The following is a 14,765-nucleotide window of genomic DNA, read 5'->3' as shown; positions in this document are numbered from 1 at the left end:
GAAAGTGCCCCAAAATGTGTTAACGTAATTACCTTATTTGTTAATGACAGCAATTTCGTTTTGATATTTTTCTATAAACATATCGCAAATAGATTTGAGGGCTTCAATTTTTTCTATTTTTGATTCAATCGCTTTTATTTCATTTTCTTTTGAATTAGCTTCTTCACCCGAAAGAAAGCTGAGCATTATCCGAATATCTTCACCTGAGTCTTCAGGCGCTAGCTTTAGTATCTTCCTAGACCTCTCTGTAGTAGCTAAAGCAGCAGCCGAGTTAAAGCTCTCTGAAACTAACTCTTTTGCTGCTTTATCGATAGATATGGCTATATCAACCCATTGTTTGCATTCAGCTGCTTCTTCAGGAGCTATCTGATGATCAAATTGTGAAAATTCATTGAAGTATGGTTTCTGAGATGAGTTATCTAGCCTTGAAAGACCTCTGAATACAGAATCGAATTCGCTAAATGGGTTAATACCTCTAGGTAGCTCAGAGCGATGATGCCAAAGCTTAAAAATTGCATCTACACATTGCCTTTCAGCGGTCTCTTTTTCTTCACCTCGACAGTTTTCTGACTTGTGAATATTTTCAGCAATATAATGTACCAACCAGCGGGCTGGAGTATTACAGTCAACTATCATACCTAGCTCAGTGATGATAGCTTTACCTAAGTTGATAACTTCTTGATTGGTAATCTCTGATGACTCCATCTTTTGAGAGAGTATACAAGTTGCAATATGGTCCCGGGTATTTGACATCGTCTGGTGTATCCTTATCGTGAGTTGAGCTTTGGCGGTTAATTGATACTTCCAAAATTAGTGATAATTTAGTTTTAACGCATAAATGCTTTAATATATCTAAAGACAGATAAAGCCTATTACCATCGCGAATTATGTTGTCACTATAACGGTCATTACTGCGTGTATCGGTCCATGTTTGAGAGAACCCTTGAAAACTTCCCTTATCATCCAAGTATGTTCTTGTGAGTAAGGAATAATTCAAATTGAGTAACTCTTCGTATTCTTTACTGATTCTTCGTATTGGAAACTTTAGCTCCCCAGCGTAAGGATCTATTTCATCCAGTTTTTTATACTCGTCAGGTTCAAGCAACCAGCCTTTCAATTTGAAACCAGAATCATCTAATTCGAGATGTTCCTCGTTATAGGAAGGTAATTTGTAATCGTGAGGATTTCTGCATGAAACTAGAGCTTTTAACAATGAGGCTGAATTGTTATCGGATACTAGTGCGCTGGAGACAATGTAGGTTTCGTTGTTGCCGCGACCATCATTGTCAGACCAAGAACCTGTAACACATATAAATGTTCTACCATTTTTACTTAATAGTAGTCCTTCGAGAAAGTCACTATATTCAATTTCCCATCTCCATGAGTCAGTAGCTTTTTTGCTCAGCCACTCCCTTCTTACTAAAGGTGCAGGATCTCTGAGGTCTGCCAAAAGATAGCCATTATCCATCGATAAAAGGTTACCAGAAATCCAGTCAGCCCAAAGATCATCTTCCCAATCATACTTACCTTCAACTACAGGGTGGTTTTTGAGTAACCTTGATGCCATTGTGAAAATGACGTGATACCCCAAGTAAAAATCATATGGCTGAGTCGACGGTATAGAGCTGTGTCTTGCATGAGTTTCTTTATGACTATGAGGTCGTGGATCTTTAATAAACCTTTCGTCTAGAGTAACTCCCCACTCGTTAACTACTATGTTTATCGCAGTCCGTTTTAATTCTTTAACAGATACATTAAACACATTTGCTAGTGGCTTTAGCCAGTATTCTTGGAAGTCTAGAAAAAATGATAATTCGGGTAACTCTTTATCAATATCAGAAATATTAGCTGTTTCAAATTCATTAGTTTTATTATGAATATTCTTATAAAATGTACTAACGCCTACCGTATCTAATTTTTCTTTTTCATTAGAGGTATAAATATCTTTCCTTTGTTGTAATAAGCATTGAGATATCCTCCCTGCATAATGCTCTAATAAAATATGGTCTGCATTTAGCGCTTGGTTGAGAAAGAATGCACTATGTTTAAACAAAGGTTGAACATTTGATTGGGCACCTCTGTAGATAGCAATCATAAAATATAATTGAGCATGAAACTTATAAAATGGGTAACGTTTTGAGCCATAGGCTCCTATTTCATCTCTATCGAATAAAGCGAACATTGAGTCAATGATCTCATCGCAGTTAAGTTCTACAAGGCGGTAAATGATGTGGACTGCCTCCCATCTAATTTTTGATGTGGGGTTGGCTAATATTGACCAAATAAAAGATGCATAGGCTTCGGTATTACTTTCCGTTGGGATCAGATCTTCTGACCAATCTCCATCAGCATCATTTTCATCAATGTGCAGTTCCACTCTGTCTAAAGAGTAACTTAGAGCTTCTTTTGCTTCGTCAGGAGTTAGTTGTTGTGATAGTACTGTGATAACAGAGAAAATAAATTCAGCATCATCAAAGTCACTTTTATTTTCTAATGCTTTTATTACACCAGGGAGCCTAAGTTTTGAAAAATCTGTTTCTAATTTAAATCTTGAAGTCCAGTTCTCAGGCCACCATGGGTTTGAGACGGTACTTGCGTTTAATTGTACGTAAATATCAAAGCCTTTTATCCATACCTCTTTCACTCCCTCTCTTTCAAACCACTCTTTAGGTGTATTTTCCAAAGCATTTAATAATTCGAAACTGGAAGAAAACTTGCATTTTAATATTGCATCAAGAACGTCTGCTGCTGAAATTATAGAAGCTCTATCATATAGTTGACTCCAGAAACATTCATCAAAACTCTTATCTTTAAGGGCTTTAAAACTTGCTAATGATGCTTCAATAGATTCTGAGCTTATAAAGCTGTTATTCGATTTGAATATTGAATCCCAATCTACGGGCTTGTACATCTTATCAGTGACATGAGCGGTGTGGGTAGGTGTATGTTCTAGAGCATGTTCATTAAAATGTATTATAGCGTCATCAAGAGCTTGGGAGGATAGAGAAAATTCAGCACCAGTACTTTTTATGAGTGATAGTGCTGATTTTGACAATTCTTTAATTAAAGCTTGCTGAACAGCATCATTAAAAATAACTCCTCGTAGTTCTGGGGATTCAGATTTTTTAATACATCGACTAAAAAATTCTGAATAACTAGCGTTATCAATTAATCCCTGAGCTGCCCATGCTTCTTGGCAGTTCAGTGTATTAGCTGATATGGATTGCTCTAGTACAGTATCTTGAAAAGGTCCCCAGTAGGTGACTTCTCTGTCTAACCATCTAGCCATTATTGCAAATGATGAAGGTGCATCCATATCATGAATAGCTCTCACTGTACGTTCTAGCGGGAAATGGTCATATATGTACTCATAGAAGGTTTCTGTACTTCGAGCAAATCTGTATGTCAATTCAGGAGAGCAGTCACTTTCAGCACTTTTCTCTGCCAAACTCAAAATCGCAAAGTGTCTATGTAGAGCTTCATTCCCAAATTTAGATGCTGCTTCTATAGCTTTGTTGAAATATTTTGCAGATAGTTTAGGTGCTAATGAACAAGTTGCATTGGCGATATCTATATAGGATTCTGAAATGCTTTCAGGGCTTTCATTTTTATTATTTGTGGTATTGATTAATGCAGTTTCGTAAAACTCAGCTAAGTAATTAAGACTTTTTACTCTACAACTATAATGCAGGCCGTTGAGCAAACAACTATAAGGTGCATCGTCAATAATGTTTGTTAGTAATTGTGTTTGTAATGGTCTTTCTATGTCACTGGCCCAAAATATGCTTTTCTGTTTTCGATCTTTGACAAAATCTGGGATAAAATTCTTGCGCTCATATGCTTGAGGTAGGTACTTTCTAATTCCATCAAATACTTCGTTATATTCTGATTCGAAGTTTTCTACACGATTAGCTCTAGAGCGTATAAGGAAACGTTGTGCTGGCAGCATGGCAGACAATATTTTCTTATATTTTTCTTTTTCTTTGCTTTGCTCGTAGTTCAAGTCATCGGCTAAAAACTCAACAGGGAACACTTGATTCTCTTGGAGGGATTCATCAGCCAACTCTTCCAATAGCGCTACTGTTTCAATAAACTTTACTAGACCATCATTCTGATAATAAGACGGGTTTGCGTACCAAGTTTTGGGCTCTAATTGTACATAACGAAGCAGTAGCTGATTTAGTTTAGTGCCATTGTGCCCAATAGCAAAACAATACTCGATAAATACTAGTAATTCTTGAGTTGGAATAATTTCATTAGCTTTTTTATTTCGCTTATTTGATGGGCTATCTATATTTTTTAAACAACTTAAAACAATTTCTTCATCTACAGAATGTTGCGTTAAAAATAATAGGTTTATAAAGTTAATACATAAATAACTGTATTCTTTAGAAAAAAGGGCGAGTTGTTGTAAATCTTCAAATCTAGATGTGTCGAGTAAACTCTCTGCAAATATACTTATAGCGTTTTGAACAGCTTGTGTAGGAGCAAAACTTAATATTCGATTAATTGCTTTCTCTGGACCAAGTAGGTTTAAGTAGGCTGTAAAAAGCAAGGCAACATCTTCAGCAGAAAGATTTTCATTATGCCTATTTTGTTTATCTTTTGCTGTTGATTTTAAGTAGGTATTTAACCAGTTTTCTGCTGCTCTTAGATAACTGAGTGCTTCGCCTTTAAACTCCCCATGCAACGATAGCAATGCAGACTTGTAAAGATTTTCAGACCCCTTCCACCCGCCAGATAATCGTCCTTGAAACGCTAATTTTTGGATTTCGGTTGGCGATTGAACCATACCAATTAAGGTTACATTTTGATTTAATAATTCTATTTGCCTTTGGTCACCAGCGAACTCTTCTCCAGTTCTCAATGCTAACTTAATAAATGAAAAATAATCTTCCAGTTTTATGGCTGATTTCAATGCAGCATTTAGTCGCGATGTACTGATGCTTCTAGCATCCACTGGATTGCCTTTAGGCAAGAATTCTTCTGAAAGTGCTAACTCTATTAAGTCCTCGTGATTTCCCCCTGCCAACATTAGGTAGGGTAAACATTCAGATACGTAGCTGTTTGAATTTGCTATTTCTTGAATATTTTCTACAAACTCTTTAGCTTGATCAGATGTAGAAGCAAACTGTTTCCTAAACCATGTTTCAGTTGGTTCGTCTCTAAACTGAATACACTTATCGATTAATATTAAACCACGACCAAAATCACTTATGAAGCTTGCAATTTCGTCTTCAGAAAGATTAGATAGTTTTGATATAACGTCTATGGGAATAAATGGAGGTAAACTAGCTAAAGCTTTACAAATCAGATCGATTTTTAAGCCTTCTGTAGCGGTATTTTTATTTTTTAGTCTTTCAATTGCATTATTTAGCTGAACCTCTATTTGAGCGTCTACAGTGGTTAGAGTTGGTCCTAAATTTTGTAGCATATCATTCAAAGATACAGGAAACTCTTCTATAGCGTATGCTTGAACACGAGGATTACCTCCCGATAAACGATGAAATTCTTTGGCATGCTCTTCTGTTGCATCCGAATAATAATGTTTTAAATGAGCGAATGATTCACTTTCAGAAAACTCTCTTAATTCAAATTGAACAATTTCGTTTCTGGGCTCTAGCAATCCAATTCGCTCGGTTCTGCACAACGCAATAACAGTGCAGCCATCGATCATTAAATCATTTAGTAACTGAGTAACAATTGAATTTTCAGCTTTTTCTTTAGCAGCCATGACCGCATTGTCTGCGGCATCTATAAAAACATATAGATGTGCCTGTGTATTTGCTCTTTTTAAGCATTTCACTGAGGATTCTATGCAAGAAATAAAATCTTGCATTAATCGATCTTTGTTTTTTCCGTTTGCAACTAAAGGTTCGCATAGACCATTAATTGCTAATTCATTAGCGATTTGAACTAATACTTTATCAAAAGAGTGTCTTGGGCTGTTAATGGAACGATAAAGGCCATCACCGAAGCAATCGTAAACAATTGAGTGAGAATGAGAGGGGATTATTGTATTGGCTAGCCTAGCCATTACTGTTTTACCAACTCCGCCACGAGCATGAATTATCGAGTTTTTGTTTTCGGTTAGTATTGATTGTAAAATTGACTCTTGGTGGTTTCTCAGGTTACTTGGTATGGAGGCTTCAAATTTTGGAGGTGATGGGAATATGTCATTATAGTGCTCTGCACCAAATCTCACTTCTAAATCATGGCGCTTTATCGTTACGTATTCACTTAATGATCCCTGTGATATTAGGTATACAGCTAAAGCCTTAGTTAGCTCACTTACATATTCTATATTATCGGGATTAATATGCGGTGTTGCATAGCTTTGTTTGTTTAAAGTTTCCACAGTCGATCTAGGAAAAATATTACTGAGAGTAGCAACTTTAAAATTAGTAAATGAGTCTTTTTCTTTATTAAAAAACCTTGTTGTGAATTTTCCAGAAGCAGCCTTTGAGTAAAAATCATTAACCGGTTTTGAGAGCTCTTTATTAGATATAATTTGGAAAGATAAATCTGGTTTTGACTCTTTTGATAATATTGAAATAATAGATTTTAGGTCGTTTTTATCAATATCACCACTAGTTGTTTTAAAGTGAAGTAAGCTTATATTTTTCGCTTCATCATTCAAAACAACTACGTTAACGCTATTCTTACTTTCAATAACCTTTATTTTTAAACTTTCTTGAGGTTGTTTATAAGGCGAAAGTAATTCTAAGCATTTGTGCGTTGCCCAAAGTAATGGAATTTTATTTTTATAGCTATCAAAGGTACTAGCTTGCGCTAAAAATGATGCTTGTGCGAATGACTTTTGATCAATGTTAATTTCTGAATCTTTTATATCGCCAGTAAGTATGGGGGCGTTAATATCTCTCCCCGCTGCGACAGCACGATTATTAGCAACTACTTTATTAATTAAACTGTGTATTTGCTTAAACATCTCTTGGGCCTATTTTAATAAAGCTAAGTAAGAAACATATAAAGTAGCAATACTAACCAAAACAGCAATAATCGTGGCAATATTGGCAAGTACTCCTAATGCGCTGGTTTGATTGGAGTTTATATCACCAGTCATTATCGGAGCATTGATATCTCTACCAGCGCTAACTCCTCGATTTGAAGAAAGTGTTTTTGTTGAGGTACGTATTAAAATAAATAATGCAACAACCACAGCTAAAATTGTGAGGATTGGGTTCTGAGCTAAAAACGCTATTAACTTTTCCACAATTTAAATCCTTTATTTGATATTTTATTGAAAACATAGCTATATAGCTTGCCAATTTATATTGGACTTCAAACTATTCAGAAAACTGATTAACTTGATGGCTACGCAGTTAAACTCAATTTTAAAACACTTCGATATTATTATACAAGCCTATTCTTACTTCATCTATATTCGTTTCCGTTATGAAGAGAAGTTTGAGCTCGCTCGTTTTTGTCCATTTTTTAGCTAGTCGACCTTTAAGTTGATGTGTGATCTCTAAGTTGATGCTCAACAGATAGTTATTGCTTCGTAATCGAGGATTATTAATCAAGTTTGGTTAACCGACTCTTGGAAAGATGTAGCTTCGAAAACTTACTTCAAACATGGAAGTTGGTTAACTAGGCTTGAGATTACAGTTTGTACATATGATTGACTCTTAGTCAGGTGTTAGCCATATAGCTACCTTTTCGCACTTTCAAGTAAATGTTAGCTATATGGCTAACATGCCTCAATCTGATTATCTGGCATGTGGGCGTAAATGCTCGAATAGTTGGGTGGTAATATTATGGCGTAGCAGTAGGATCGTTGTCTGAGCTTAGTCACAATGCAAAAAGCGAACCTTGTAGGGGTGGCGCTTTTTTTACCTTTTGGATTTAACCAAATTCACTCAATCGTTAACCAATTAAATGATTTATCCACAGTGCTCGTGTATCGCAGTTTCCAACTTGATATGACATGATCAATACTCAATTGTTCGGAACTCACTTCTGTCCAAGGAAGTGCTGACGGAGATCTCGGCAATGTGTGATCACCGAGCGATTTTGTCGCATCTTAATTACCAAGCGACTTTGTCATGACTAACTAGCGCATGTGTGAGACGAAGTATGAGTAATATAATTAAGGCAAATGAATGCCAGTTATCTTGACATTCCTATTTAATGCTAAATATTTAATTAGGCTGCTAGAGCCGTATATGATACGACCCTAGATTAAGCTTTTTATGTTAGAGATAACAGCTCTATTCTATTTTCCTGGTTCCCATCTGGTTAGTAATTACGTAATACATTGATTTTCCAGTGCCCATACTCGTCCCAATCTGCCCACCACTATTCAAAACCCTAGCAGAAATGCTGGGGTTTTCTCGTTTCAGAGCTCCTATATTCCGCACTATCTTCATACGTCCCTAATATGACTTTCTTTAATCATTTCTTGATAGTTATTTCCTCTATTTATACTGACGTAAATTGATCCATATTAGCCGTTTTTGTCACTGATAAATGCTTGATTTTTTGGTCTAGATCTTGATTATTAAGGGTAAGCAACATTATGAATAATCTTACCACTAGGAATTTATTACCTCATGACAGAAACCCTCGTTTCTCCAATGCTCTCCTTTACCATCGCGATCTCTTTGCTGTTTATCGGTAAAGGTCTGATCGAGCGGTCGGAAGTATTAAGGAAGTACTCACTACCAGAGCCGGTTATTGGCGGCTTCGTTTGTGCTGCAACCGTAGCAGCGCTTTACTATCTGTTTGAAATTCAGATTACTTTTAGCCTAGATGTCAGAGACTTTTTGCTTCTTTACTTTTTTGCTGGCATCGGACTTCAAGCGGATATTAAAACGCTGATAAAAGGTGGGCGACCGCTGTTTATACTGCTATGTCTTGCTGCTGTTTTTATCGTGTTGCAAAACGTGGTCGGGATGGCTGTCGCGTCAGGCTTTGGAATGGATGCGAAAGCAGGTTTGCTCTCGGGTTCAGTGAGTCTGATTGGCGGTGTTGGTACTACGTTAGCGTGGGCACCAATGTTCGTTGAAGAGTTTGGTATTGCTAACGCGCTAGAACTTGGTGTGGCTTCCAACACGGTAGGTCTGATTGCGGCGTGTGTCATTGGTGGTCCGATTGCAAATTACCTTCTCAATAAACACAAAGTCAGCCCATCTAATGAAGAAGAGGTGACGGTTGGTGCATATCAAGAGAGTGAGACAAAAACAGAGCTAAGCCACTACGGCGTTCTGTGGGCATGGCTGATTTTAAACCTCACTCTGATGCTTGGTTACAGCCTGAGTGAAGTTATTGATTCAATGGGCTTAAAACTTCCGTTATTCGTAAGCTGCTTAATCGCCGGTATCCTGATCGGCAATATTGGTCGTGCGCTGTTTAAGAAGCGCCGCACGCAAGAGAAAATAGCTCAAGGCCGCAAAGGCTTGGCGATGATCTCTGACATCTGTTTGGGTATGTTCTTAACGATGGCATTGATGGGGTTACGCATCTGGGATCTTGATGGGCTGTTTGGCTATATCTCGGTGGTCATGAGTATCCAGATCTTGCTTTCGCTGTTATTTACCATCTTTGTCGTTTATTACTTGATGGGAAGAAACTACGACTCAGTGGTGATATGTTCTGGCTTTGGTGGTATCACCCTAGGCTCAACTGCTACTGCGATCGTAAACATGACTGCGGTTACACATCGTTATGGCGCAAGTCCACAGGCTTTCATTGTGGTGCCATTAGTGTGTGGTTTCTTTGTCGATTTGATTAACGCGCTTGTAATCAGTTTCTTTGTTGGTATGTAGTGAGGTGACTGGTTATTAACTGCTTGATATTAATATCGGGATAATGATTACAAAGGCTATGACGAAAGTTATCGCCTTTGTTTTATCTAGAGTAGATTAAAACTATTAGGCTTTTCGTTTTGAGGTGACTCGACGCACAAGTTGGTAAGAACGCACACGATCTCGATAAATTGGAATACATGTTTGCCTCCAATTTATGAGACGCTTGTCTTGTGTCCGTCGAATAACAAGGAAGTTGCATGCATCATTTTAATCTCCGTGCGCTTGAGTATCTGAATGCGTTATCAAAGTATGGGTCGCTGCGTAAGGCATCTAAGATGATGAACGTTGACCCTGCAGCAATGAGTAGGATGCTGACACAGCTTGAAGTACAGGTAGAAATCACAGTATGGGAACGTAACAATCGTCAATCATTGCTGACTGAGGCGGGTAACGAACTGTTGAACTACTACCGCTCCATTGTTCGCAGTGAAACGGCAGTACTGGCTCGTTTAACCAAGCTGAAAAACCTCAAGGGTGGTAACGTTAGCATTGCGATTGGAGAAGGTTTTATCACTAACTTGGTCTCTAAATCGATGCAGACTTTCATGGCTCGATACCCTGATGTCAATTTATCGATTGAGATTGCGGGTGCATTGGATGCCGTAAAAATGTTGGAAGACCAACAGATTGATTTCGCGATCACTTATGCGTCTGCACCGCACCCAAAACTGCATTCACACGTCGAGCGTAGCCATCCTTTAGAGCTTATCGCGCCGAAAGGGCATGTATTGACGATGCAAGAACCACCAGTGACTCTGCAAGATATTAAAGATGCGTCTATTGCATTGATCGACAATTCAACTGGTATGGGGAGGCTAGTAAAGCAGGCTGAGCAAAACTCTCATCTTACCTTGCAGCCAAAACTTCAAACCAATTCGGTAACCGCACTCACCAACTTCGTTTCGGCAGGGCTAGGCGTGACCTTTATGCCCAAACTCACGGTGCTTGATGAAATTAAATCGGGACAGATAGAAGTGGTTGCGACTGAGCTAGACATGTTCTCGAAAGCAACTGTGAAAGTTCAATCTCTTAAAGGACGAGCTCTGACTCTTCAAGCCGAAACCTTTTTAGATTTCCTGCTCGAAAACGCCACTTTCTTAAGCCTCGATGCCCACAATATTTAGACTGAAGTGAGTTGATGTACGTTTAGATTAAGCAATCTGATAGATGATAGGTATTAAAAAGCCAGTGATTGATGCACTGGCTTGATTTTAATTGCCACAACTTTATGCAATGACAGAGCCTGATTAATGGCTATTTATTTGGGTATTCAATCCAACTAGAACCGTCTAAAGTGACGTAATATTTTCCATCTACCTCAATCACCGTTGAACCAGAGTTTTGTGCCACAAGGCGTGTTTCTGGTAAGTTTTGAGTTAGCTTCTTTGGGCTAAACTGTGTGTTATTGTAGATATTTTCCTCTAAAATATTGGACACTAATTGTGATAGTGCTAGGTAGCTTGAAGGTGCTTCGACATGTATCGTCTCGCCTTCACGTTTGATATTTTCCCCGAAAACCTTAATACCTACAGGAGTATGCACAATACCAGGGGCTGGGATTTCTCTCATACCTTGAATTTGCATTCTATCACCACGCATACCTGCTCCGTGTTCTGGTACTAAAGCAACAACAATATTACGTTTCGATGCTTCAAGTTGTTTGAAAAAATCATAAAGATCGTCAAGTAGGTTTTTCAAACGCTTCTTATAACTGATCATTGACGTACTGGACTTGGAATTTATGATTCGATTGCCATCATGTAGTGAGATCGAGTTATATAACGCTACGACTTTTTCATCACTGCTGTTTAGCCTTTGTTGTAGCCAGTTATCTAGGACTTGTTTGTCTCGGAATATCGAAGAGCCATCAAATGATTTTTGGTAAGGCTTAAATCCATCTTGAGACATTAGCTCTGTTGTTATGTCACCGTCTTTCTTAATCAGTTCAAGGAAGCTGTCGAAAACACCGTTATGATTCATTAATAGGTTTTCTTGGAAGCCTAGATTTTTGAGATTGTCAAACAGGTAACATTGGTTTGAAGGCGCCGAGGCGAACAGTTGGCTGTGCTCTTGTTGACCACAACTCGCTCTTAATAGACGAATAACAGCAGGGCCACTGTATGATGTGCCTGCACTGAAGTTGTCGAACATGATGTCGAATTCTTTAAACAGTGGATGATCAGCTAACCCAGCAATCTCAATGTCGTCCCAGGCGACTGAGCAAATGCTCAAAAATAGTAAATCAAAGGGGGCTGATGCTTGACTGCCTTGACTAAACTTCACAGAGCGAGAGGCTTCTTGCTCGAAAAAGTTTGCTGTCATGTTGTTCAGGGATTGATCATTTATTTCAGTTATTTGAGGTTGAGGCTGCGTTGGTACGGTTGACTCGTTTTTTGGTGTTAAGTCATCAGTGCTAACAACCTGAACTGAAGGTTCGGTACTGTCTGGTAGGCTGACATAAAGCATCGCTATAACGACAAAGACTGAGATGCGTAGGAATCTACTTAGAATGTAGTAACCAGCACATAGAGTAAACAAGCCCACCATCGCTTCAACTGAAACAAATCGGCCCATAAGCTCAATTAGGTATCCAATCTCAAACTGCGCCAGTTGCCCTACTTGCGCCCAAAGCCTATCCAATGGGGGAAGATAAGAGTCATAATGTAATAACCAAGCAGCTATCACTATTGCTATAAGATGACGAGCTACGTTGATTGGCTTCAGTGTCACGGGTAGCAAAATAAATAGTAATAAAGCGAAGTTTTCAACTGCGTGGAAGTTAATTGTTCCTTGAATAAAAAGAGCCACTTTTGCGATAAAATAGATGTTCCACCAACCCAAACTCAGGTTTGAAAGAATGGAATCTTTAACATGCGGTTTCATTATTTTAGCTTCTTATTTTTAGTGATAATGACATCTTGTTCGAAATACTGAGAACGTGTGAAGTAACGTTGATAAACACGTACACCAAACTCAACAGCGTCACGAAGAAAGTAACCGAGTAGTCCCCCGATTAAGGCGCTGATACTTGCCGTGAGCAAAAAATCATTAATGTTCATACTGTTCCCTTTGAAGCGATCACTTTTTTTATTGCAAATAGGGGAGCTACGTCTGAAATAGGGTTAGTCTTCTCTGAAAATATCTTTTGTTCTGTCGTCAATTGTGACACTTCAGGTGAGATTAAGGTTTGATCTTCTATAATATTTTGCAGCTCGGCTTCGATATCATGTTGAGTATCATAAGTTTGAACTGTATAAAACAGATCACGAATAGGGAACTCGAAGACGTTACTCAGTGCAACGTTGATATCGTTGTGGCGAATCGCACTAAAAAGGACATAGAGGGCATTATTACATGCAGTTACAACATCACCATCTCTACGGATATGGCATAGACGCAAGCACTCTTCAGCAGTCATCCCTGGCAACAAACTAAGCTTGATTAGTGCAAACCGAACACTAGAACGTGATGACATAGCAATCAACTCACCACAATAATCGTTAAACTCTGCGTTTAGCATATAACCTTTATTCCCGAACTTTAGGTCATATTTGAGGAGAGATTCGATATTCTTCGGCAATGGTCGAGTGGATAGCTGACCTTGTATTGCCTCAACTTGGGTCATAAAGCGCATATGAGGAAGTTGAACCGGACAGATCAAATTGACCCCAGCACGAAGTAGAAACTTCTCGTCTGTGTATCTCAGGCATTGCTTAGTCTCGCGAATAACTATTTTTAACTGATTTCCCGCTTTAGAACGTAACCTAAAGCAGTCAATAGCTAACTGCCTAACTTCCTTTTGATCGTTGCAGCTAAAGATAACGGTAGAAGCCCTCGGACTATCGAGCATTCTTAATAGCATTTGGTTGTCATCAGCTAAATTTACGCTTTTGGGAACCTCAACTCCCTCACCCAAGACTTCTTTGCTCAAATAGATCCGATCACTGTCCGCTTTATCTTCAATTATGTCTGCCGAGCTTAGGCTCTGGTTTAAGGTAGCCTCTAATTGAAGGTTACTTGAACCCGAAAGAATATACTCACTATCAGACTTAACACCATGTTTATTCGACCAAAAATCAACAAGGTAGTTATAACTAGACTCATCGATTGGTGTCATAGTTGCAAGCCCTGCGATGTAGCGGTTATTCGTGAGCAATTTCGGTTTTAATATTGACGTTGCAAGGTTGCCGTAAATACATAAATTGATGGATAAGTGCTTTTTATTAGCAAGATTTTGTATATTGCATAGAAATTTATTAATTTCATTGTCACCACAGTGAGCGAGTAAGGTGTCATGAATAAATAAAATATAAGTCGAATTGCTCTTTATATTGATTTTGTGAATATCAAGGGACAGTGAAATGGGATTGATTGTTTTTTTTGACTGATGTTTATTAAAAAAATGCATTTGTTGTAATGATGTGTTTGCTAAGTTATTGATTTTTGATATTGCTTCTTCAGTCAGTCCTGTCAAAAATGTATCTTTGTCAGTGAATATTGTAAGTGAAGTGTTGTCTTTGTTTATTAATAAATGGAATAAGGAATCGATTGCTAGTCTTTTGTGTGTGAATAAATTGACGTATACAGATTCATACTCTCTTTCACTGGTCGTTGCAGGTAATCCATGGATCGAGTGCATAAAGTTCCTTAAGTTCAGGTGTTTAATTCTAGTTGATAGGCAGCATATAACGCAGGGCATTATTTTTTGAAGCTACAAAACAGAATCATGACAATAAAATGACGCAGATATCTTAATCAAGTTTGATCGAAAATTAAAATAGATATATTATAAATTTTCAGATGGTTATGTGGCATATTGATGAATTATAGTAAGTTTAAATAAATGTGCCCATATTATTGATTTTTAATATATATATACTTCGTAAGTAGTTACAACTTGTCTTTGTGTTGCTAATTCCTTATTACCTAAGAAGA

The 14,765-nt window shown here is 38.0% G+C and carries 8 protein-coding genes; 2 read left to right on the top strand and 6 right to left on the bottom strand.

Going from position 1 to position 14,765, the window contains the following annotated elements:
- Nucleotides 1-33 precede the first annotated feature (33 nt).
- Genes L1D22_RS17940 through L1D22_RS17930 form a run of 3 tightly spaced genes read right to left on the bottom strand, consistent with a single transcriptional unit; the run spans nt 34 to nt 7,234 of the window.
- Nucleotides 34-705, bottom strand: a complete 672-nt coding sequence (locus tag L1D22_RS17940; protein ID WP_239830741.1) for a hypothetical protein — start codon at nt 703-705, stop codon at nt 34-36.
- Nucleotides 659-6,949: a hypothetical protein gene (locus L1D22_RS17935; protein ID WP_239830740.1), complete on the bottom strand. Its 6,291-nt coding sequence runs from the start codon at nt 6,947-6,949 to the stop codon at nt 659-661. The genes L1D22_RS17940 and L1D22_RS17935 overlap by 47 nt, the downstream gene beginning before the upstream one ends.
- 9 nt (nt 6,950-6,958) lie before the next feature.
- Nucleotides 6,959-7,234 carry a hypothetical protein gene (locus L1D22_RS17930; RefSeq protein WP_239830739.1) on the bottom strand — a complete coding sequence of 92 codons (276 nt, stop codon included), beginning with the start codon at nt 7,232-7,234 and terminating at the stop codon, nt 6,959-6,961.
- A 1,339-nt stretch (nt 7,235-8,573) separates the two neighbouring features.
- Here L1D22_RS17930 and gltS point away from each other — a divergent pair.
- The gene (gene gltS, locus L1D22_RS17925) at nt 8,574-9,788 is read left to right on the top strand and encodes a sodium/glutamate symporter (RefSeq protein WP_239830738.1); all 1,215 of its coding nucleotides are present in this window, start codon (nt 8,574-8,576) and stop codon (nt 9,786-9,788) included.
- A gap of 239 nt (nt 9,789-10,027) precedes the next feature.
- The gene (locus tag L1D22_RS17920; RefSeq protein ID WP_239830737.1) at nt 10,028-10,954 is read left to right on the top strand and encodes a LysR family transcriptional regulator; all 927 of its coding nucleotides are present in this window, start codon (nt 10,028-10,030) and stop codon (nt 10,952-10,954) included.
- A 130-nt stretch (nt 10,955-11,084) separates the two neighbouring features.
- On the opposite strand, the gene bcsG is transcribed toward L1D22_RS17920, so the two are convergent.
- From bcsG to bcsE, 3 genes are read right to left on the bottom strand one after another with little or no spacing between them, the layout of a single operon-like run.
- Nucleotides 11,085-12,713: a cellulose biosynthesis protein BcsG gene (gene bcsG, locus L1D22_RS17915; protein WP_239830736.1), complete on the bottom strand. Its 1,629-nt coding sequence runs from the start codon at nt 12,711-12,713 to the stop codon at nt 11,085-11,087.
- Nucleotides 12,713-12,889 (bottom strand): hypothetical protein, encoded by a 177-nt coding sequence (locus L1D22_RS17910; RefSeq protein ID WP_239830735.1) that lies wholly within the window; start codon nt 12,887-12,889, stop codon nt 12,713-12,715. Before L1D22_RS17910 ends, bcsG begins: the two co-directional genes overlap by 1 nt.
- A complete protein-coding gene (bcsE, locus tag L1D22_RS17905) occupies nt 12,886-14,469 on the bottom strand; it encodes a cellulose biosynthesis protein BcsE (protein ID WP_239830734.1) in 1,584 nt (527 codons plus the stop codon). The genes L1D22_RS17910 and bcsE overlap by 4 nt, the downstream gene beginning before the upstream one ends.
- Nucleotides 14,470-14,765 lie beyond the last annotated feature (296 nt).

It is taken from the genome of Vibrio sp. Isolate34 (assembly GCF_022397915.1).
Taxonomy (GTDB): Bacteria; Pseudomonadota; Gammaproteobacteria; order Enterobacterales; family Vibrionaceae; genus Vibrio.
The sequence above is the reverse complement of the archived record's forward strand: the minus strand, read 5'-3'. Positions and strand labels throughout refer to the sequence as shown.

What these genes read in the sequence shown, in the direction of transcription:
- L1D22_RS17935 (WP_239830740.1), bottom strand. Translation starts at nt 6,949, where the DNA reads ATGTTTAAGCAAATACACAGTTTAATTAATAAAGTAGTTGCTAATAAT.
- bcsE (WP_239830734.1), bottom strand. Translation starts at nt 14,469, where the DNA reads ATGCACTCGATCCATGGATTACCTGCAACGACCAGTGAAAGAGAGTAT.
- gltS (WP_239830738.1), top strand. Translation starts at nt 8,574, where the DNA reads ATGACAGAAACCCTCGTTTCTCCAATGCTCTCCTTTACCATCGCGATC.
- L1D22_RS17920 (WP_239830737.1), top strand. Translation starts at nt 10,028, where the DNA reads ATGCATCATTTTAATCTCCGTGCGCTTGAGTATCTGAATGCGTTATCA.
- L1D22_RS17910 (WP_239830735.1), bottom strand. Translation starts at nt 12,889, where the DNA reads ATGAACATTAATGATTTTTTGCTCACGGCAAGTATCAGCGCCTTAATC.
- bcsG (WP_239830736.1), bottom strand. Translation starts at nt 12,713, where the DNA reads ATGAAACCGCATGTTAAAGATTCCATTCTTTCAAACCTGAGTTTGGGT.
- L1D22_RS17940 (WP_239830741.1), bottom strand. Translation starts at nt 705, where the DNA reads ATGGAGTCATCAGAGATTACCAATCAAGAAGTTATCAACTTAGGTAAA.